Origin of the sequence: Streptomyces sp. NPDC058231 (assembly GCF_042882275.1) — a bacterium.
GTDB lineage: Bacteria > Actinomycetota > Actinomycetes > Streptomycetales > Streptomycetaceae > Streptomyces.
This window is the reverse complement of record NZ_JBHVWN010000013.1, coordinates 71148-91388: the sequence shown is the minus strand read 5'-3', so window position 1 is coordinate 91388 and position 20241 is coordinate 71148. Positions and strand designations below refer to the sequence as shown.

At 72.2% G+C, this 20241-nt stretch carries 19 protein-coding genes and 1 other RNA gene; 8 read left to right on the top strand and 12 right to left on the bottom strand.

Annotation, left to right across the window (positions count from 1 at the left end; translation table 11 throughout):
• The first annotated feature begins 89 nt into the window (after window positions 1–89).
• The gene (locus tag ACFVXE_RS12435) at window positions 90–641 is read left to right on the top strand and encodes a hypothetical protein (RefSeq protein ID WP_389671040.1); all 552 of its coding nucleotides are present in this window, start codon (window positions 90–92) and stop codon (window positions 639–641) included.
• Between the two features lie 39 nt (window positions 642–680).
• Window positions 681–1457 (top strand): maleylpyruvate isomerase family mycothiol-dependent enzyme, encoded by a 777-nt coding sequence (locus tag ACFVXE_RS12430; protein ID WP_389671039.1) that lies wholly within the window; start codon window positions 681–683, stop codon window positions 1455–1457.
• 101 nt (window positions 1458–1558) lie between these two features.
• Here the strand turns inward: ACFVXE_RS12430 and ACFVXE_RS12425 are convergent, their stop codons facing one another.
• The 9 genes from ACFVXE_RS12425 to ACFVXE_RS12385 form a co-directional block, all read right to left on the bottom strand.
• The gene (locus tag ACFVXE_RS12425; RefSeq protein WP_389671037.1) at window positions 1559–2344 is read right to left on the bottom strand and encodes a hypothetical protein; all 786 of its coding nucleotides are present in this window, start codon (window positions 2342–2344) and stop codon (window positions 1559–1561) included.
• A gap of 219 nt (window positions 2345–2563) precedes the next feature.
• Window positions 2564–3490 carry an N-acetylmuramoyl-L-alanine amidase gene (locus ACFVXE_RS12420; RefSeq protein ID WP_389671035.1) on the bottom strand — a complete coding sequence of 309 codons (927 nt, stop codon included), beginning with the start codon at window positions 3488–3490 and terminating at the stop codon, window positions 2564–2566.
• Window positions 3491–3512: 22 nt separating this feature from the next.
• A complete protein-coding gene (locus ACFVXE_RS12415; protein ID WP_389671123.1) occupies window positions 3513–4100 on the bottom strand; it encodes a class I SAM-dependent methyltransferase in 588 nt (195 codons plus the stop codon).
• A 274-nt stretch (window positions 4101–4374) separates the two neighbouring features.
• Window positions 4375–6174, bottom strand: a complete 1800-nt coding sequence (locus ACFVXE_RS12410; protein ID WP_389671034.1) for an MFS transporter — start codon at window positions 6172–6174, stop codon at window positions 4375–4377.
• A 445-nt stretch (window positions 6175–6619) separates the two neighbouring features.
• Window positions 6620–7261: a response regulator gene (locus ACFVXE_RS12405; protein WP_389671032.1), complete on the bottom strand. Its 642-nt coding sequence runs from the start codon at window positions 7259–7261 to the stop codon at window positions 6620–6622.
• Window positions 7258–8460, bottom strand: a complete 1203-nt coding sequence (locus ACFVXE_RS12400) for a sensor histidine kinase (RefSeq protein ID WP_389671031.1) — start codon at window positions 8458–8460, stop codon at window positions 7258–7260. The genes ACFVXE_RS12405 and ACFVXE_RS12400 overlap by 4 nt, the downstream gene beginning before the upstream one ends.
• 11 nt (window positions 8461–8471) lie before the next feature.
• Window positions 8472–9200 carry an ABC transporter permease gene (locus ACFVXE_RS12395; protein ID WP_389671029.1) on the bottom strand — a complete coding sequence of 243 codons (729 nt, stop codon included), beginning with the start codon at window positions 9198–9200 and terminating at the stop codon, window positions 8472–8474.
• Entirely contained in the window at window positions 9200–10141 is a 942-nt protein-coding gene (locus tag ACFVXE_RS12390; RefSeq protein WP_389671028.1) for an ABC transporter ATP-binding protein, read from the bottom strand. Before ACFVXE_RS12390 ends, ACFVXE_RS12395 begins: the two co-directional genes overlap by 1 nt.
• 529 nt (window positions 10142–10670) lie before the next feature.
• A complete protein-coding gene (locus tag ACFVXE_RS12385; RefSeq protein WP_389671027.1) occupies window positions 10671–12038 on the bottom strand; it encodes a hypothetical protein in 1368 nt (455 codons plus the stop codon).
• A 205-nt stretch (window positions 12039–12243) separates the two neighbouring features.
• Between ACFVXE_RS12385 and ACFVXE_RS12380 the strand changes: the two genes are divergently transcribed.
• From ACFVXE_RS12380 to ACFVXE_RS12365, 4 genes are all read left to right on the top strand, one after another.
• On the top strand, window positions 12244–13281 hold the full coding sequence (locus ACFVXE_RS12380) for an ABC transporter substrate-binding protein (RefSeq protein ID WP_389671026.1): 1038 nt from the start codon (window positions 12244–12246) through the stop codon (window positions 13279–13281).
• A gap of 109 nt (window positions 13282–13390) precedes the next feature.
• Window positions 13391–14236: a Nif3-like dinuclear metal center hexameric protein gene (locus tag ACFVXE_RS12375; RefSeq protein WP_389671024.1), complete on the top strand. Its 846-nt coding sequence runs from the start codon at window positions 13391–13393 to the stop codon at window positions 14234–14236.
• A complete protein-coding gene (locus ACFVXE_RS12370; RefSeq protein WP_389671121.1) occupies window positions 14233–14976 on the top strand; it encodes a zinc ribbon domain-containing protein in 744 nt (247 codons plus the stop codon). The genes ACFVXE_RS12375 and ACFVXE_RS12370 overlap by 4 nt, the downstream gene beginning before the upstream one ends.
• Window positions 14976–16202, top strand: a complete 1227-nt coding sequence (locus ACFVXE_RS12365; RefSeq protein WP_389671023.1) for a bifunctional RNase H/acid phosphatase — start codon at window positions 14976–14978, stop codon at window positions 16200–16202. Before ACFVXE_RS12370 ends, ACFVXE_RS12365 begins: the two co-directional genes overlap by 1 nt.
• A gap of 147 nt (window positions 16203–16349) precedes the next feature.
• Here the strand turns inward: ACFVXE_RS12365 and eda are convergent, their stop codons facing one another.
• Window positions 16350–16973, bottom strand: coding sequence for a bifunctional 4-hydroxy-2-oxoglutarate aldolase/2-dehydro-3-deoxy-phosphogluconate aldolase (gene eda / locus ACFVXE_RS12360; protein WP_389671022.1), 624 nt, complete (start codon window positions 16971–16973; stop codon window positions 16350–16352).
• A 74-nt stretch (window positions 16974–17047) separates the two neighbouring features.
• Window positions 17048–17848 (bottom strand): peroxide stress protein YaaA, encoded by an 801-nt coding sequence (gene yaaA, locus ACFVXE_RS12355; RefSeq protein ID WP_389671020.1) that lies wholly within the window; start codon window positions 17846–17848, stop codon window positions 17048–17050.
• 332 nt (window positions 17849–18180) lie between these two features.
• Here yaaA and ACFVXE_RS12350 point away from each other — a divergent pair, with 332 nt between their 5' ends.
• Both ACFVXE_RS12350 and rnpB read left to right on the top strand, forming a co-directional pair.
• Window positions 18181–18696 (top strand): TetR/AcrR family transcriptional regulator, encoded by a 516-nt coding sequence (locus ACFVXE_RS12350; protein ID WP_389671119.1) that lies wholly within the window; start codon window positions 18181–18183, stop codon window positions 18694–18696.
• A 66-nt stretch (window positions 18697–18762) separates the two neighbouring features.
• Window positions 18763–19164, top strand: an RNA gene (gene rnpB / locus ACFVXE_RS12345) — RNase P RNA component class A.
• 289 nt (window positions 19165–19453) lie between these two features.
• Here the strand turns inward: rnpB and ACFVXE_RS12340 are convergent.
• Window positions 19454–20182, bottom strand: coding sequence for a hypothetical protein (locus ACFVXE_RS12340; protein WP_389671019.1), 729 nt, complete (start codon window positions 20180–20182; stop codon window positions 19454–19456).
• Window positions 20183–20241: the final 59 nt, after the last annotated feature.

Here is a 20241-nt window from a genome sequence, read left to right as displayed (position 1 = left end):
ACCGGGCCTCGACGAGCCTGACCTTGAGTGCCTGACCGCGTCGCTCGCCGCTGAACTCACCGTGATGTGCCCGTCCAGGGAGGCCCGCTGTGCCCAGTTCCGTACCGCTCAGACGGCTGTTCGTGGCGTTGCTGCTCTCCTGCACCGTGCTGGTGGGGGCCACCGCGTGCGGTAACGACTCCGGCAGCAGTTCCAGTTCCTCCCCGGCTCCGAGCAGCACCGCGTCGCAGGAGAAGCAGAAGCTCGCGAAGACGCGGTTCGTCGCCAACGCGGGGCTCGCGGCCGGCGCCACCTACCAGTGGATCATCAAGCCCTACCGTGCGGGCAAGTTCAAGAAGGGCGCCGACGGCCGGACGTTCGCGTTGGTCAAGGCCGGGCTCGCGGGAGGCTTCGCGTACAACAGGCTCAAGGCGGCGGTGCAGAACGCCAAGGGTGACCCGCTGCTGTCCAAGGCGGTCGCGCCGCTGACGGCGGGCATCGAGTCGCTCAAGGGGCTCGGCAGCAAGCTTCGCTCGGGCGAGGCGGGCGCGGGCGACATCGGCGCCTTCGAGAGCGTCATCAACGGCATCAAGGACGCGGGCAAGAGCGCGGGCGCCGAGGTGAAGGACCAGGTGCCGTCCTCCGCCCAGCTCGGCGGATAATCGGACGTCGCCGCAGGATGATCGTATTAGGGTGCCGACATGACGCTTCTGACTCATGATCGCTACTGCGATGAACTCATTCGGCAGACCGATGAATTGAGGGCGACCCTCAAGGGCGCGGATCTCACCGCACAGGTCCCGACCTGCCCCGACTGGACACTGCGCGATCTCGCCGTGCATGTCGGCGGTGCCCACCGCTGGGCGGGTGAGATCGTCCGCACCCGGGCGACCGAACCGGTCCCGGACGAGCAGGTACCGGAGTTCACACCGGAGGGCGACGACCCGGCCGTGCTGGACGCCTGGCTGGCCGACGGCGCGGCGAAGACATCGGCCGCGCTGCGCGAAGCGGGCGCCGCCCTGCCTATGTGGAGCTGGGCGTGGGACAGCAGCGCCGGTTTCTGGGCGCGGCGCATGGTGCACGAGACGGTCGTCCACCGCGCCGACGCGGTGCTCGCCGCGCGGGCCGTCTACGAGGTGACGCCCGAGGTGGCGGCCGACACGATGGACGAGTGGCTGGAGATCGTCGCCTACGCCCAGTCCGAGGGGGACCCGGAGGCCGCGGAGCTCCGCGGAGCCGGCCGGTCCCTCCACTTCCACGCCACGGACGAGCCCGGAGCGGAGTGGCTGATCGAGTTCGGCGAGGACGGATTCACCTGGCGACGGGCCCACGAGAAGGCCACGGTCGCGGTGCGGGCACCGCTGACGGATCTGATGCTGCTCTTCAACCGGCGGCTGGACGTGGACAGCGGGAGTGTCGAAGTGCTCGGCGACCGGGCGCTGCTGGACTTCTGGCTGGAGCGGGCGACGTTCCGCTGACCGAGGTGACGTGACATCAGGGCGCCCTGCACCGACGGAGATCGCGGCAGCGGCCCCGCACCCGGACGGGGTGCGGGGCCGCTGAGCGGGACTGCGGGGCGTCAGCCGCGCTGGATGCCCGTGGTGTCCTGCAGGACACCACGACGGCCGTCCTGGGTCTGGGCTACGAGACCCGGGCCGCGCTGCTCGACCGCGAGGTACCAGGTGCCCGGCGCCAGCTCGGCGATCGGGCTCGGCGAACCGTCCTCCCCGTACAGCGGGCGGGCCACCGGCACCGCGAACCAGAACGGCGTGAAGTCGCCGGCCGGTGCGCCGCCGCCCTGCGATCCCTGCTGCGCCTGCGGCGCATGCGCCTGGGCGGGATCCGGCTGGCCGGTCTGCGGCTGGGCGCCGTACCCCTGCGGCTGACCCGGGTGCGCGCCGAAGGGCTGCTGCTGGGCGCCCGGGTAGCCGTACCCCTGGCCGGGCTGCGGCTGGCCGCCGTACGGGGACTGCACGGCCTGCGGACGCGGGGCGCCCACCAGGGGCGCCTTCAGCGCGGGAACCAGCGGGGACGCGACCGCGCCACCCGCCAGCACGAGCGAGGCGATCAGGCCGAGGACGAGGCCGGCGCCGGCGTCGGCCTGACCGAGGTCGATGATCGTCCAGAACATGTTCCAGGCGGTGAAGACCGTGGCCGCGACACCGAACTGGCCGAGATCCAGACCGACGACCTTGCGGGGCTGGGGCTGCGAACGGGAGAAGACGATCAGCGCCGCGCCGATCACTCCGACCATGTAGACACCGAACGCGTTGCCCAGCGAGTCCCAGGCGTTCGGCGCGCCGTCGTAGGAGAGCAGATCGAGGAACGAGGCGATGAACAGCACCACCGCTGCTCCGATCACCACGCCATCGCCTCTAGTGAGCGAGCGGATATTCACGTGAAGGTCCTTAGTCGGTCGTCGCGTCTGGGCGGTCGTCGCTGCCGCCGGTACGGCGGGCACGGCGCGGAGCTCGGGCGGCTACCCATCGTACGGATGAATCTATCGTCTGCCCGGGCGGGTTGTGCCCGGGCCCGGACGTCGCTCGGCCGACCCCCGGGAACAATGCCGCACAACTACCCCTGCCTACCCCTTGAGGTAGGAACTGATGCCGTCCGCGATGCCCTGGGCCGCCCTCTGCCGCCAACCCGGACTGGTGAGCAGGGCGGCGTCCTTCGGGTCACGCATGTTGCCGCATTCGATGAACACCTTGGGCACCGTGGACAAATTGAGTCCGCCCAGGTCGTTGCGGGTGTCCAACCCGGTATTACCGCCCACGTAGTTGGACGGCGCACTTCCGGTGGCGCGGACGAAGAGGCCGGCGATCCGGGTGCCGAGTTCACGCGACGGCTTCACGATCCCGGAGGTGTCCGCGTCCCCGCCGCGCACGAGGGCGGGAAGAATCACATGGAACCCGCGGTTGCCGACCGCGGATCCGTCCGCGTGCACCGAGACGACCGCATCCGCCTTGGCGTCGTTGCCGATCCGGGCCCGCTCGTCGACGCACGGCCCGTACGGGCGGTCGTCGTCGTACGTGAGGACGACCTTCGCGCCCTGTGCCTGGAGCAGGGCGCGCAACCGGTGCGACACGTCGAGGGTGAACCTGGCTTCGGCGTAACCGGAGTTGGTGGACGTGCCGGTGGTGTCGCACTCCTTGTGCGTCGTGCCGATGTCCACCTGGCGGGCGATCTCGCCGGTGTGCCGGTAATTACGGGGGTTGTGCCCGGGGTCGATGACGACGGTCCGGCCCGACAGCGGCCCGGAGCCCGGGGAGCCCGTGCGGCCCGCGGACTTCGAGGGGGCGGGGGACCCGCCCGCCGCCGGACCGTTCTCCGCCTCCGAAGGGGACGGCGACTGCGTGGCCGGGCGCGACGGCGGCGGCACGGCCCCACCGCTGCCGGCGCCGCAGCCCGCGGTCAGGCACACGGACGCCAGGGCCGCGGCGGCGAGCAGACGGCTGCGGCGCAGGGCAGCGCGCGGGACGGTGGGGGCAACGCTGTCGTCGTACGGCACGCCCGCGATGCTATCCGGCGGCTCAGATCCCCGTTCCCGTGCGGCGCAGGACGCGCAGCGAGTCCGTGACCGACACCTCGGTGAACGCCCCGGACTCCAGCGCCCGCAGATACACCCGGTACGGCGCCTGGCCGCCGTCCGCCGGATCGGGGAAGACGTCGTGGATCACGAGCAGCCCGTCCTCGGCGACATGCGGCGCCCAGCCCTCGTAGTCGCCGTTCGCATGCTCGTCGGTGTGCCCGCCGTCGATGAAGAGGAAGCCGAGCTTCCCGCCCCAGACGGCCGCTACCTGCGGGGACCGGCCCACCAGCGCCACCACGTGGTCTTCGAGGCCCGCCGCGTGCAGGGTCCGGCGGAAGGTCGGCAGCGTGTCCATCAGGCCTACCTCCGGGTCCACGACGGCAGGGTCGTGGTACTCCCAGCCGGGCTGCTGCTCCTCGCTGCCCCGGTGGTGGTCGACGGTGAGCGCGGTCACACCGGCTGCCCGGGCGGCATCGGCGAGCAGGATCGTGGACCGCCCGCAGTACGTCCCGACCTCCAGCAGGGGCAGACCGAGCGCGGCGGCCTCGGTGGCGGCCGCGTGGAGGGCGAGCCCTTCGACGACCGGCATGAACCCCTTGGCGGCCTGGAAGGCGGCGAGAATCTCGGGTTTGGGCTCGGCGGCCACGGGGTTCCTCCTGGTGGTACGGGGATCGAACGGCGCCCCATGCTGCCGCACGGCCCGGCCGGCGGCGTCGGCGGGGGTCGGAAGCGGAGAGGCCGGGGGCGGCTCTCGTGCCGGGACCGGCCGGTGCCGGCAGCCGGGGGCGACGCCAGGGGGCGGTGGGCCCTCGGCCCACCGCCCCCTGGCGCGTTGTCGGGGCGCCTCGGCGTCCCTCAGTCGCTCATGACGGCACCGAGGTCGGGCGCTCCGGTGCGCCGGCCGTCAGCATGAGGTCGACCTCGACCGGCAGGCCGTTCGCCGGGTACGCGACCGGGCAGGCGCGCGGTGCGTACCCGGTGGCGGAACCGGCCAGCACGAAGCTGCCGCCGGACGGGGCCGCCAGGGCGTACCGGCCCTCCCGGTCCGTCACGGTGAGCCCCGCCTGCCGCCCGGTCCGGTCGATCAGAGTGACGTTGGCGTGCGCCACCGGTGCACCGTCCGCGTCCAGCACCCGTCCGTGCAAGCCGCTCGAACCGGCAACGGGACGCGAGGCCGCCACACCGGGAGCCACCTCGTCTGCGCTGCTCGCCAGCAGCGTCGGCCGCATCGCGTCGCGCTGCGAGGGCAGGAACGCGGCCAGCACCAGGCCGATCACCACCGCACCCGTCGCGATCATGAACGAGGTCCGGAACCCGTCCATCGAGGGGACCGACACCGGTCCCATCCGTACCGAGGTGTTGGCCAGCACCATACCGATGACGGCACTGGACACCGACGTGCCGATCGACCGCATCAGGGTGTTCAGGCCGTTGGCCGCGCCCGTCTCGGACGGATCGACGGCCCCGATGATCAGAGCCGGCAACGAGGAGTACGCGAGTCCGATGCCGGCCCCGAGCACCACCGCGATCACCACGGTCTGCCAGGCCGCACTCATCAGACCGAGCCCCGCGCCGTAGCCGATCGCGATGATGAGCAGGCCGAGCATCAGCGACACCTTGGGGCCGCGGCGCGCGGACAGCCGCGCGTACAGCGGGGCGACGAACATCATCGTCAGACCCAGTGGCGCCACGCACAGCCCCGCCACGACCATCGACTGCCCGAGGCCGTACCCGGTCGACCTCGGCAGCTGGAGCAGCTGCGGCAGGACGAGCGAGACCGCGTAGAACGCGACGCCGACCATCACCGAGGCGAGGTTGGTGAGCAGGACCTCGCGCCGGGCCGAGGTCCGGAGGTCGACCAGCGGCGCCGCACTGCGCAGCTCGAACAGGCCCCACAGGACCAGGATCACCAGGGCTGCGGCTATCAGCCCGAGCGTGGTGCCCGAGGTCCAGCCCCAGTCGCTGCCCTTGGTGATCGGCAGCAGCAGACAGACCAGGCCGAGTGAGAGCCCGAGCGCACCGGGCAGATCGAACCGCCCGGGCGCGCGCACCGAGGTCTCCGGTACGACGAAGGCGGTCAGTGCCATCGACAGCACGCCGAGCCCGGCCGCGCCGAGGAACAGCGTGTGCCAGTCGGCGTGCTGCGCGACCAGTGCGGCGGCAGGCAGCGCCAGCCCGCCGCCGACCCCGATGGAGGAGCTCATCAGTGCCATGGCCGAGCCGAGCTTCTCGCGCGGCAGTTCGTCGCGCATGATCCCGATGCCCAGCGGGATGGCGCCCATGGCGAAGCCCTGAAGCGCCCGCCCCACGATCATGACCACGAGTTCATCGGTGAACGCGCAGATCAGCGAGCCGATCACCATGACGGCGAGGCTGGCGAGCAGCATCCTCCGCTTGCCGCGGAGGTCGCCGAGCCGGCCCATGATCGGAGTGGCGACGGCGCCCGCGAGCAGCGTGGCGGTCATCACCCAGGTGGCGTTGGACGGAGCGGTGTGGAGAAGGGTGGGCAGGTCCTTGATGACGGGGACGAGCAGGGTCTGCATCACCGCGACGGTGATGCCTGCGAAGGCGAGAACGGGGACGACACCGCCGCCCGCGCGCTTTCTGCGCGGGTCCGGGAGCGACTGCTCCCCGGCGAGCTGATCGTTCGTCGTCTGTGGCATGCGTGCGGCCTCCGGGCGGCGGAAGAAGAGTGAGGGTGGCGTGCGGGACCGTCGGCGGGCAGCACCGACCGCCAAGTCTGTGCAGCTTGAACGTTTCCGGACGCCCGAGGTATTCCGGTGCACGAGGTGCGAACAGGACACGGCACGTAATTGGCCGAAACGGGTAGGGGCATGTGGTCCTCCGCCGGAGCGCGGGGGGTGCCGTTCCCGCGCTGCTCCGGCGGGTGTGACCGGCAGGGATCGGTCCCCGGGCTTACGGGATCACCCCGGGTCCGGGGGGAGCGGCACGGGCCGTGCAGGGATGGCCGACGCGTGCCGCACCGCCGCAGGAGATCCACGGCCTCACCGGGCGAGCGCCCCTGCGTGCCCCTGCGTGCCCCTACGTGCCCCTACGTGCCCCTACGTGCCCCGGCGTGCCCCGGCGTGCGCCGCCACGCACCCGCGCTCAGAGCCACCCCTGCTGCCGCGCCGCTCGTGCCGCCTCCATCCGGTTCCGGGTCCCTGTCTTCCCGATCGCCGACGACAGGTAGTTGCGTACCGTCGACTCGGACAGGTGGAGCCTGTCCGCGATGTCGGCGACCGTCGCCCCGTCCACCGAGGCGTTCAGCGCTTCCCGTTCCCGTGCGGTGAGCGGACTGGGGCCCGCGCTGAGGGCTGCCGCGGCGAGTGCGGGGTCGATGACGGTCTCCCCGGTCAGCACGCGGCGGATCGCCGCCGCGAGCTCCTCGACCGGGCCGTCCTTGACCAGGAATCCAGCGGCCCCGGCCTCCATCGCACGGCGCAGATAGCCGGGCCGGCCGAAGGTGGTCAGGATCAGCACCCGGCAGTCCGGTACCTCCTCGCGCAGATCGGCGGCGGCGTCCAGGCCGCTGCGGCCCGGGAGCTCGATGTCGAGGAGTGCCACATCAGGGCGGGACAGCAGTGCCGCGTCCACGATCTCGTCCCCGGCGGCGACCTGGGCCACCACCTCGATGTCCGGCTCCAGTCCGAGCAGCAGGGCGAGCGCGCCGCGCATCATGCCCTGGTCCTCGGCGAGCAGCACACGTACGGACTTGTTCGGCCGTTGGGCCCCGGGCATCTCGGTCATCGGCCCAGCGTATGGGTTGGGGCCGGGCAGCCGCCGCTGTCCGCCGGGTCCACCGGCAGTTCCGCGGTGAGCACGAAGCCGCCGCCCTGACCGGGGCCCGCAGTGAGCGAGCCGCCCGCCGCGGCGAGGCGTTCGGTGAGGCCCTTGAGCCCGGTGCCGCCGATGCCCGGCATGGGCGGTTCGGCCGCCCGCCCGCGGCCGTCGTCGGTGACGGTCAGCCGGACCCGTTCGGCGGTCCCGTCGACGACGAACGAGCAGGTCGTCGCAGTGCTGTGGCGTACCGCATTGGTCACCGCCTCCCGTACGACCCAGCCCAGCAGGGCCTCCGCCTGCGGGGCGAGCGGTGGTCCGGAACGGCGGACGACGGGTTCGATCCCGGCGGCGGTCAGTGCGGACCTGGCCCGGTCGAGTTCGGTGGCCAGGCTCCCCTCGCGGTAGCCGGTGACGGCTTCGCGGATCTCGGTGAGGGCCTGTCTGCCGACCGACTCGATGTCGGTGACCTGGGCCAGCGCCGCGTCCATGTCGCGCGGCGCGAGTCTGCGTGCCGCCTCCGACTTGACGACGATCACCGAGAGCGTGTGCCCCAGCAGATCGTGCAGATCGCGGGAGAAACGGAGCCGCTCCTTCTCCACGGCGGTGCGGGCCAGCTCCTGCCGGGTCGCCCGCAGTTCCATCACGGTCTCCGACAGCGTGAGGATCGCGGCGGTCACCGCGCCCGAGATGAAGGTGCCGTATCCGATGGTCCACGGGTCCGAGGAGTTGTCCCCGCGCCAGACGGCGACGAGGCTGGCGACGACCGCGAGTGCGAGCAGGCCGAGCACCAGCTGCCGGTGGCGCAGGACGGTGCCGCAGGCCAGCGAGAGCAGCGGGAAGAACAGCAGCCAGCTGCCGCCGTAGCCGATCGCCAGTCCGAACGTGACCACGGCCATCACGGCGAGCGTCACGTACGACGCGGGGCTCTCGCGCTTCTTCTTGTCGAACCCCCGGAACACCACCGAGATGTAGAGGGAGTTGAAGACGAACAGTCCGACGCCGCCGATCCAGGGGTTCGGGGTCTTCCCCTGGAAGAGGTTGGAGAAGGCGCCCAGCCCCATCAGCAACCAGGGCAGCAGCGAGTAGGGTCCGGGCGGCCCGGGGCGTCCCTCCTCGCGGTGCCGCCTGCGGCGTTCCCGCCGCGTCTCCGATCCGTTCCGGGACATGCTCGCTCCTGTCACACGGTCCTCGCGGACCGACGGTACGAGACGACGGCGTACGCACCGAACAGCAGCAGCCATCCGCCGAGCACGGTGACCGTCCCGAGGGAGGGCGCGTGGCCACCGGTGGTCGCCCAGCCCAGGTCGGCGAAGCGGTGGGCCGGCGTGTACGTGCCGATGGAGCGCAGCCAGGACGGGAATTCGGAGAGCGGGAACCACAGCCCGCCGACGATCGCGAAGCCCATCAGGCAGGCCACATTGACCACCCCGGTGGCCTGCGGGGTGAGACGGTAGCCGTTGCCGAGGCCGAGCAGTGTGAACGGCAGCGCGCCGATCCACAGCAGGAACGTCAGCACGAGCCACTGCCACAGCTCAAGCCGCACACCGTTGATCAGGGCCCCGGCGAGCTCCACCGCCAGGATGGTCGGCAGTACGGTCACCGACCCGCTGATCGCGCGGCCCGCGACCACCCGGGACGGGTCGAGTGGAGTGATCCGCAGCTGCTGGAGCCAGCCCAGGGACTTGTCCGACGCGACCCCCGTACCGATCGACATGGCGGCGCCCAGCGCCCCGTAGGCGGCCATGCCCACCATCGAGGCGACCTTCCACGCGGCCTCGTACTTCCCGCCCCCGCCACCGAGGTTGGTGAAGAGCAGGTACATCAGCACCGGCATTCCGATCCCGAAGATCATGAAGGCGCCGTCGCGCAGGGTGCGCCTGATTTCGAGCACGATGTAGCGGAGCATCAGACGCTCTCCCTCTCCGGGTCGGTGGTGGTGGTGGGCGCGGTCAGTGAGAGGAACGCGTCCTCGAGCGTGGCCCGGGAGACCAGGAGGTTGCGTACCCGGCCGAGGCGGGCCAGCTCCACCACCGTGGCGTCCGAGTCCTCCGTACGCAGCAGTGCCCGGTCGCCGCGGATCTCGACGGCGGCCACGCCGGGCAGCAGTTCCAGTCCATCCGTCGGGCCGCCCGCCAGGTCGAAGGAGACCTGGTTGCCGCCGGCCGACTTCTTGATCCGGTCGCCACTGCCGTCCGCGACGATCCGGCCATGGTCGATGACGACGATCCGGTCGGCGTTCTCGTCGGCCTCCTCCAGGTAGTGCGTGGAGAAGAGGACCGTGTTGCCGCGCCGGGCGTAGGCCCGCATGGAGTCCCAGAACACGCGCCGGGCCTCCACGTCCAGGGCGGCGGTCGGCTCGTCCAGGACGATCAGCTCCGGGTTGCCCGCCAGCGCGACGGCGAACCGGACGCGCTGGGTCTGCCCGCCGGAGAGCTTGTCGATGCGCCGGTCCGCGTACTCGGAGACACCCGCCAGGGCGAGCGACTCGGGCACCGGCATCGGGTCCGGGTAGGTGGAGGCGACGAAGGCGATGAGTTCACGGACGGTGACCCGGGGGATGGGCCGCCCGTCCTGCAGCATGGCCCCGACCCGGCCGGCCCGTACCGCCTGCTCGGGTGTGCGGCCGAGCAGCCGCACGCTGCCGGAGTCCGGCTCGTTCAGTCCCAGCAGCATGCTGATGGTGGTGGACTTGCCCGCGCCGTTGCGGCCGAGCAGCGCGACGGTCTCGCCGCGCTCGACCGTCAGATCGATCCCGTCGACGGCCCGCACCGTCCGCTCCGCCCGGCCGAAGGTCTTCACTGCCCCGGTGAAGACCACCGCGGGCCCGTTCCCCGTTGTCTCATCCATGACCACGACGGTACGGAGCGGTGAGCTCTTCCGGCAGAGGCGCATGTACGGACTCAGTGATGACAAATGTCATGGCCCGCTCGATCCGGCCGACATCATGTCGGGTGGGGAGAGGGGAAGTTGACGGGAAGTCAGCGTTCTTCACAGCTGCCGGGTGTCCGGCCGCGTACAGAGGCGGGCCCCCACGGCGCCGTTCGCCGCGGGGGCCCGCCCTTCCCTCGTTGATTGCCGCGCGGTCAGGCCGCCCTGCTGCCCCCCTCGGAGGGGCGCCGGTGGCGACCGTGCGGCTGCGCGCCCGGGCTCTCCGTCGACACACCCCCTCGGTGCTTTCCGGAGCCGCCGGCGTCGGCCCGTTCGGCGCCCGCCCCCGGCGGGCGCGTCTGGGTCGTGTCGGTTCGGGCTTCAGACATGTGGGAAGTCACCCCGTTGTGATCGCTTACGTGTGTGTCACCAGGACCGACGCACCACCGACCTGACCCGGTCACCGTCGGCGACCGCGCCCATCGGCTGCGTAGCCCAGGCCCAGAATTTAACCAGGTTGCGTCCGCCTCATGAGAGGCGCCTGCCCCAGTGGAACCGGCTTACACACAGGAGGAGGCCCGACAGCCGCGGACGGTTGCATACCGCTTTCCCCGGCCGTGGCGCAGCCCGGCCCGATGCCGAGATCCTCGTCCTCCGGCGCCCGCAACAGGGCCACCCCGCACGGCACGTAGCTGTTGGCGTACGGGAGCTTGAGCACGCCGTCCCGGGTCCACAGTCCGGACCCGGCCAGCCATCCCTCCGGGGCGGCGAACTGATGCAGCCGGCGCCCCGCGGGGCGCCACACCCCGAGCCAGCTGCCGGCGGCCCCGTCGATCCGCAGCGCCACCGCGCAGCTCTCCGGCATCAGCGTCTGCCCCGGTTGCACGGCGAACGGCGTCACCGCCACATCCGCCGGGCGCAGGCACTCCGGGAAACGCACCGGCAGGCAGCTGCCCAGCACCCCCCACCCGAGCCGGTCGTGGCCCGGCGCGTCGGAGCGGATCAGCAGGAGCCCGCTGTCCGCATCGGCGAGCAGCAGCCGGTCGTTGCTGCCGGGTGCGATCTGCAGCAACGGCGTCACCTCGCCGCCGCGTCCCAGATCCACGGCGACCGCCTTCACCGGGCCGCCGTCCGGGGCCTGCCGGTCCAGGGCCAGTATCCGTCCCGCACGGTCCAGCCAGACGCCGCCGGAGCACCGCCCCGGGAGGTCGGCGACACGCTCCGGCCCGAAGGGTCCGCCCGCCACCAGCCAGAGGGTGGTCGTGTGTTCCCCGGCCGACAGCGCGTACGCACTCGCGCCGTCCGGTGACGGCGGCAGCATCGTGAGGGGGACGCCGTCCACGCACTCGATGGCGCCGAGGGGCAGTTCGCCGGTGCCGGGACCGGTCGGATAGAGCAACGAGAAGGCGTGGCGGTCCGCCACCCGCCGCCGGATCAGCACCCGGCCGTCGGTGAGCGGCAGGACGTCGGTGTCCGGCTCCTCGGGCTGGTTCAGGGGGAGCGGTACGGCGTAGGGCTCGGGCCCGTCGAGCGTCCAGCGCTCGGGGAACCAGGCGGTGCCGGGTGCCGGTCCGGCGACCGTGAGCCGTGCCGCGTACGAGCCGTCGGCGGCGATGGTGAACGCGCCTGCCGCGGAGCCGGCTCCGGCCCCGTCCGGTCCGCCCGACCCGGCGTCCTCCCCTGGCCCGGCGATCTCGGCGAACCCGCTGGGCACACCGGCCTCCGTCTCGTCGGACCCGCCCGGTTCGCCGGGGCCGATGAGCCCGTTCCGCTCCTCCGGGTCGTCCGGCCCCCCGGGTTCTTCCGCTTCTCCGGACGCGGGATCCGCTGTCGCGGCGGGCCCGGCAGTCTCGCCCTCGATGGCACAGGCAGTCATGGACTCGTCACCTCCGGCAACCGAAGCTAGTTTTCGCACTTCCTGCCGAACAACACGAGACCCGTCACTTCACCCATAAGGGTGGCGATGTCCGGGTTCGGCTGAGGGTGTGGGGGTGGTTGTGCTCTCCATGGAAACGCTGGATAAGGTAAGGCATTCCTAAGCATTCCCTGTGAGTCCCTCAGATGGAGCAAGTGAGCAAGTGATGTCCATACGACGCCGCAGCACCGCAGCAGTCGGCCTGGCAGTGGCCGCCGCCCTCACCCTCTCCGCCTGCGGCGACGGCGGGGCGAAGGACGGTTCGGCCGAGTCCGCGGGCGGCGACAAGAAGGCCGCCGTCGCGACGGGCGGCAAGGACTTCGGTGACGCGGCGAAGAAGACGGCCGGGTACGGCACCGACGCCGAGCCGGGCCAGTTCCCCCGGACCCTCACTCACGCCATGGGCAAGACGGAGCTCAAGTCCGCCCCGAAGCGGGTCGTGGTGCTCGACGTCGGCGAGTTCGACAACGTCGTCTCGCTGGGTGTGAAGCCGGTCGGCTACGCGCCCTCCGAGGGCGACGCGGCCATCCCTTCGTACCTGAAGAAGGCCGCGGGCAACCCGAAGAACGTCGGTACGATCAACAACCTCAACCTTGAGGCGATCGCCGGCCTGAAGCCGGACCTGATCCTCGGCAGCCAGCTGCGCGCCGCCGACAAGTACGACCAGCTCTCCCAGATCGCGCCGACCGTGTTCTCCATCCGTCCGGGCTTCACCTGGAAGGAGAACTACCTCCTCAACGCGGCGGCGCTGGACAAGACCGCCAAGGCGCGGAGCGAGCTGGACGCGTACGAGAAGAAGGCCACGAAGCTCGGCGAGGACATCGGCCCCGACAAGCCGACCATCTCCATGGTCCGCTACCTCCCGGACCGCATCCGGCTCTACGCCAAGGCGTCGTTCATCGGCACGATCCTGGAGGACGTCGGCCTGCCGCGGCCCAAGAACCAGCAGATCGACGACCTCGCCGCGGAGATCAGCCCGGAGAAGATCGACGAGGCGGACGCCGACTGGATCTTCACCGGCGTCTACGGCGACGTGAAGGCGACCAAGCGCGACACCGCCCAGGCCAACCCGCTGTGGAAGAACCTGAAGGCGGTCAAGGAGGGCCGGGCGAAGGACGTCCCGGACGAGACCTGGTACCTCGGCCTGGGTGTCACCGCGGCCGACCTGGTCCTCGACGACCTCCGTGCCGACCTGGTCAAGTAGCGGGCGGGCCGGAACCGCGCGTAACGACACGTGACGGGCTGTCGCCCGGCCCTCACGGGTCGCCGCAGCCATGGGCGGCGGGGCACGGACGGAAGGTAGCCTTTCCTCCGTGCCCCGTCTGTCTGAAGTCCTCGCCGCGCTCGACGCCCTCTGGCCCCCCGAGCGCGCCGAAGGATGGGACGCCGTCGGAACGGTCTGCGCGGACGTGGACGACCCGGCCGCCGACGTCGACCGTGTGCTCTTCGCCGTCGACCCCGTCCAGGAGGTCGCCGACGAGGCGATCAGGCTCGGCGCCCAGCTGATCGTCACCCACCACCCGCTCTATCTGCGGGGTACGACGACGGTCGCGGCGTCCACCTTCAAGGGCCGGGTCGTGCACACCCTCATCAAGCACGGCATCGCCCTGCACGTCGCGCACACCAATGCCGACACCGCCGACCCCGGAGTCTCCGACGCCCTGGCCGGCGCCCTCGACCTGCGTGTCACCGGACCCCTCGTCCCGGACCCGACCGATGCCGAGGGCCGTCGCGGCCTCGGCCGGATCTGCGAACTCGACCACCCCGAGACCCTCCGCGACCTCGCCGCCCGCGCCGCCGCCCGGCTGCCCGCGACCGCGCAGGGCATCCGGCTGGCCGGCGACCCGGACGCACTCGTGCGCACCGTCGCGGTCAGCGGCGGCTCCGGCGACGGCCTCTTCGACGCCGTGCGCGCCGCGGGCGTCGACGCCTACCTCACCGCGGACCTGCGCCACCACCCGGCCTCCGAGGCCGTCCAGCACTCCTCGATCGGCCTGATCGACGCCGCGCACTGGGCCACCGAATGGCCCTGGTGCGAGCAGGCCGCAGCGCAGCTCGACGCGATTTCCGACCGCCACGGATGGGACCTGCGGGTCCACGTCTCGAAGCAGGTCACCGACCCCTGGACCACCCACCACTCTTCTGGAGCCCCCAACTGAACGCCGCGCCCGCCGACCAGATCCGACTTCTCGACGTCCAGGCCCTCGACGTACGGCTGTCGCAGCTCGCCCACAAGCGCAAGTCGCTGCCCGAGCACGCCGAGATCGACTCGCTCACCGCCGACCTCGCGCAGCTGCGCGACCTGCTGGTCGCCTCGCAGACCGAGGAGAGCGACACCGCCCGCGAGCAGACCAAGGCGGAGCAGGACGTCGACCTGGTGCGCCAGCGTGCCGTCCGCGACCAGCAGCGGCTCGACTCCGGCGCGGTCACCTCGCCCAAGGACCTGGAGAGCCTGCAGCGCGAGATCACCTCGCTGGCCAAGCGCCAGGGCGACCTGGAGGACGTCGTCCTCGAAGTCATGGAGCGCCGCGAGTCCGCACAGGAGCGTGTCACCGAGCTGACCGCCCGGGTCTCCGCCGTCCAGGCCAAGGCCGACGACGCGACCGCCCGCCGGGACGCCGCGACGAAGGAGCTCGACGAGGAGGCCGCGACCGTCACGAAGGAGCGCGAGCTCGTCGCCGGCTCCGTGCCGGCCGACCTTCTCAAGCTGTACGACAAGCTCAGCGCCCAGTCGGGCGGTGTCGGCGCCGCCCGCCTCTACCAGCGTCGCTGCGAGGGCTGCCGGCTGGAGCTGAACATCACCGAGGTCAACGACGTGAAGGCGGCCTCCCCGGAGGCGGTGCTGCGTTGCGAGAACTGCCACCGCATCCTGGTCCGCACGGCGGAGTCGGGCCTGTAATGACGGAGCCCCGCCAGTTCGTCATCGAGGCCGACGGCGGCTCCCGGGGCAACCCGGGGCCCGCCGGGTACGGCGCGGTCGTGATCGACCCGGTCACGGGGGAGACGCTGGCCGAAGCCGCCGAGTACATCGGTGTCGCGACGAACAACGTGGCGGAGTACAAGGGCCTCATCGCGGGACTGAAGGCCGCGAAGGCGCTGGTGCCGGACGCGTCGGCGGACGGCGCGCTGCGGGTGCACGTCCGGATGGACTCCAAGCTGGTCGTGGAACAGATGTCGGGCCGCTGGAAGATCAAGCACCCCGACATGAAGCCGCTCGCGGCGGAGGCGGCGCGGATCCTTCCGGCCTCCGCCGTCACGTACGAGTGGATCCCGCGCGAGAAGAACAAGCACGCGGACCGGCTCGCCAACGAGGCGATGGACGCCGGCCGCCAGGGCAGGCAGTGGGAGCCGTCGGCGTCGACCGCCGCTCTCGACCTGCCCCCCGTCTCCGGCCCGCCCGGGGACGCGGCGGCGGGCGCGGCGAAGGCGCGGGCGGCGCTGACGTCCCGCCGTGAACCCGCGCCCACGCCGCAGGTCGGCTGGGGCGCCGCCCCCGACCTGGGCGCGCCCGCGACGTTCGTGCTGCTCCGGCACGGCGAGACGGCGCTCACCCCCGAGAAGCGGTTCTCCGGCAGCGGCGGCAGCGACCCGGAACTCTCGGCGGCCGGCCGCCACCAGGCGGAACGGGTGGCGGAGTCGCTCGCCGCACGCGGCACGATTCAGGAGATCATCAGCTCGCCGCTGCGCCGCTGCCGGCAGACCGCGGCGACGGTGGCCGCGCGCCTCGGCCTGACCGTCGAGATCGACGAAGCCCTGCGCGAGACGGACTTCGGCGCCTGGGAGGGCCTGACCTTCGCCGAGGTCAGGGAGCGTTACGGCCCCGACCTGGACGCCTGGCTCGGCTCCACGAGAACGCCCCCGACCGGAGGTGGCGAGAGCTTCGCCGAGGTGGCGCGCCGCGTCTCGGGTGCCCGCGACCGGCTGACCGCCCGGCACGCGGGCCGTACGGTGCTCCTGGTCACCCATGTGACACCGATCAAGACCCTGGTCCGGCTGGCCCTCGGCGCCCCGCCGGAGTCCCTGTTCCGTATGGAACTCTCGGCGGCGTCGCTGTCGGCGGTGGCGTACTACGCGGACGGCAATGCCTCGCTGAGGCTGCTGAACGACACGTCGCACCTGAGGTAGGGGCGCAGGCGCCGGGGCGCGCGGATGCCATCGGACGCCTTCGCCTCCGCCGCTCCCCCCGAGACCGTGGTGCGGTCGGGGGCGAAGCCGCCGTCCCCGCCGGGGCGTCGGTCCGCCTTCGCGTGACGCCCGGCGTGCGGGGAGGGGTCAGCCGCGCAACGCCGCGGCCTCGGCCGCCAGTCGCTCCACCCGCGCCCAGTCCTTCGCCGCCACGGCATCGGCCGGCACCATCCAACTGCCGCCCACGCAACCGACGTTCGGAAGCGCCAGGTACGAGGGCGCCGAGGCGAGCGAGATGCCGCCGGTCGGGCAGAACCGGGCCTGCGGGAGCGGCGCGGACATGGCCTTCAGATACGCCGTGCCGCCCGCCGCCTCGGCCGGGAAGAACTTCATCTCGGCGACCCCGCGCTCCAGCAGTGCCACGACCTCGGACGTCGTCGAGACGCCCGGCAGGAAAGGCACCCCGGCCCCCTGCATCGCGTCCAGCAGCGGGTCCGTCCAGCCGGGGCTGACCAGGAACCGCGCCCCGGCCGCCACCGTGTCGGCGACGTGCCGTGCGGAGATCACCGTGCCCGCCCCCACCACCGCGTCCGGCACCTCCGCCGCGATCGCCGCGATCGAGTCCAGCGCGGCGGCCGTCCGCAGGGTGACCTCGATGGCCGGGAGCCCGCCCGCGACCAGCGCCCGGGCGAGCGGCACCGCGTCGGCGGCGTCCTTCAGTACGACAACGGGGAGAACCGGGGCGAGATCGAGCACAGAGGGGGAGGTCATGGGGTCATCCTGCCGCGGCCACCGCACCTTGCGCAACGCACGTTGCGCATGATGCAACGATGCTTCTCCGTGGGTCAGTGGATCTCCGTCACGATCACGTCGAGCGCCCAGGGCCGCCCGGCCCGTTCCGGGGTCTCCGCCTCCACGGCGTACCCCAGCTCCCGCAACACGTCCACCAGCTCCGCGGGGCCCTTGGGCTGCGCCCCCGCCCGCAACAGGTCGCGGACCATCCGGCCCTTCGTCGCCTTGTTGAAGTGGCTGACCACCGACCGCTTCTCCACCCCGTCCACCATCTGGGAGTGCAGCACCCGCACGTTCGCCGTGCGCCCCGCCACCTCACCCTTCGGCTTCCAGGCGGCCGTGTAGGCCGACGAGCGCAGGTCCAGTACGAGCCCGTCGCCGGCAGCCTCGGGCATGACCTCGGCCATCGGGGCACGCCAGTACGCGCCCAGCGCGCCGAGCCCGGGCAGCTTCACCCCCATCGAGCAGCGGTACGGCGGAATGCGGTCGCCCACCCGCACCGCGCCCCACAGGCCGGAGAACACCAGGAGCGACTTTCCGGCCCGGCGCCGGGCCGCTGTGTCCAGGGACGCCAGATCCAGCGCGTCGTACAGAACGCCGGTGTAGATCTCCCCGGCCGGCCGTGTCCCGGCCGTCCGCAGCACGACGTTCTTCGCGATCTCGCCACGCAGCCCCTCGCTCAGGCCGAGCACCGCACGAGCCTTCTCCTCGTCCGCCTCGCACAGCCCGACCAGTTCGTCGAGGACGGCCTCGCGTGCCCGTGCGAGACCCGGCAGCGACAGCGACTCGGGCTTCAGGGGTGCTCCGCGCCCCGAGGCGGCCTTTCCTTCGGAGGGCGGCAACAGCACGAGCACGGCGGTTCTCCTTCGTACGAACGGGGAAGAGGGGTCCGGGACCGGGTGGGGCCCGCACGGAAGGAGCTCCGGCGCGACCCGACGCCCCCGCGCCAGCGTACGGGGACTCCGGGACCCGGCCGGCGCGGGCTCCGCGCGGTGCAGGACGTCGCAGGGCCGCGCACGACGCGTCCGGACCGGTTGCCGCCGCGGCCCTCCCCGTCTCGTACGATCACGCATTCGGCCACGGACTCCGACGCGGCCCACGGGCTCCGACGGGTCCGTACGAAGGAAGGCTTGCCAGCGTGACTGAACGTGTCACCGCCCCCACGACGGACCACGTCACGGGCCACGTGACGGACCGGGCACGGCAGATCATCGCCGCCGCCCGAACCCTCCTGGAGGCGGACGGCCCGGAAGCCCTCACCATGCGCCGGCTCGCCGACAGCATCGGGATCACGGCGCCGTCCCTCTACAAGCACTTTCCGGACAAGTCCTCCGTGCTCACGGCCCTCGCCGGTGAGGTGCTGCGGGAAACGGCCGAGACGCTGGAAGCGGCCGAGTCGGAGGCCCCCGGATCGTTCCCGGCACTCGCCACCGCGTACCGCGCCTACGCCCTGGCCCACCCGCACCTCTACCTCCTCACCACCGCACGCCCCGTGGACCCGGCGGCGCTCCCCGCCGGCCTGCAGGAACGCGCCGCGGCCCCGCTCTCCCGGGCGGTCGACGGCGACCAGGAGCGGGCCCGGGCGGCCTGGGCCTTCGCCCACGGCATGGTGGTGCTGGAACTCAACGGCAGGTTCCCCCCGGGCGCCGATCTGTCGGCGGCCTGGACGGCCGGGATCGCGGCGTTCGCCGGCGACAAGTGAGCGGCACCGGCGGATCCGCGGTACGGGCGTGATCGCCTCGCCGGGTAGCATGGTCGGCACGGCAGACGAGCCGGCCGGACGGCCGCGTGAGGTTCTTCGGAACCTCCCGAGGAACGTCCGGGCTCCACAGGGCAGGGTGGTGGCTAACGGCCACCCGGGGTGACCCGCGGGACAGTGCCACAGAAAACAGACCGCCGGGGGCTTCGGTCCCCGGTAAGGGTGAAACGGTGGTGTAAGAGACCACCAGCGCCTGAGGTGACTCAGGCGGCTAGGTAAACCCCACCCGGAGCAAGGTCAAGAGGGGCCGTCGCAAGACGGCCCTGCGCGAACGACCGAGGGCTGCCCGCCCGAGTTCGCGGGTAGACCGCACGAGACCGGCAGCAATGCCGGTCCTAGATGGATGGCCGTCTCCCCGGCCGCCGCGAGGCGACCGGGCGACAGAACCCGGCGTACAGGCCGACTCGTCTGCCCGCTAGGCCCCTGAACTGGGGCCTAGGGCGTGTTTCGAAAGTAGCGCCGTCCACCCGGAGGGCGGGCTCGGCGGCGTCTGGTGCGTGCGATCGCAAGGCGGAGGGTCGCCCCGATACTGGATGTATCGGGGTGATCCCGACAACGCGGCGAGCGTGCGTGCGAGACGTCGCCGAGCAGGCGGGACTTTCGCAACACGCCCTAGCGCCCAATTTTCTTGATCGAATTGGGCGCTGGGGAGATCCGGAACGCCCCTTCGGGGCCGACTGCCCGGCGGGGGCGCGGACGTTCAGGGCGCCGTACCGAAGGTCCGGACGGTGTAGACCATCCCTTCCTTGCCGTAGCTGTACTCCTGCAGGGCGGAAGCCGCCCGGCCCGCCCGGTACAGCGGACTGCCGACAGGCTTCCTGGCCTCTGCGTACGCCTTGTCCAGGCTCGGCACCATGCTCCCGAGCCAGCGGGCGGCCGCGGCCGGCCGCGCGCCCGGGTGGTCCAGCTCGATGCAGTCGCGCAGGAAGTCGGCGTAGCCCGGCGTCTTCCGGCCGGCGATGCAGGAGAGGGATTCGAGGTCGCCGGAGAGGTTCCACGTCACGGCGATGCTCAGCTTGCCGGACGCATGCTGTCCGGCGCCCGTGGCGTACCACACGGGGGGCTGGTCGTCCTTCTTGCTGAAGTCGTTCTTCTTCCTGGGGCCCAGTGCGATGTGCCATTTCTCCGTCACCTTCTCCAGGAAGGCGGAGCCCGTGTAGCCCTTCGCGAGCACGGTGCTCGGGATGCCGTGCGGGAACTTGTCCGCGGTGGCGGGCCGGGTCGGCCAGTCGTCCAGGTCCGGAGCCGCGGTGGCGGACGGGTGACCGCTCGTCGCCCCCGCGGAGGGCGCGGTCCCGTCGCCGGGAGACGCCTTCGAGGAGCCGGGGGCGTCCGGAGAGGCGTGACGGGACGTGGAACAGCCGACGACGAGGATCGAGACGGCCAGGGCGATGGCGGTGCGCCGGACGTGGGGGGTGGGGAACTTCATGGCAGGGCTCCGTGGTGAGGGGCAGATGTGCACAGGGCGGCGCGCCCGCACGGCCCGGT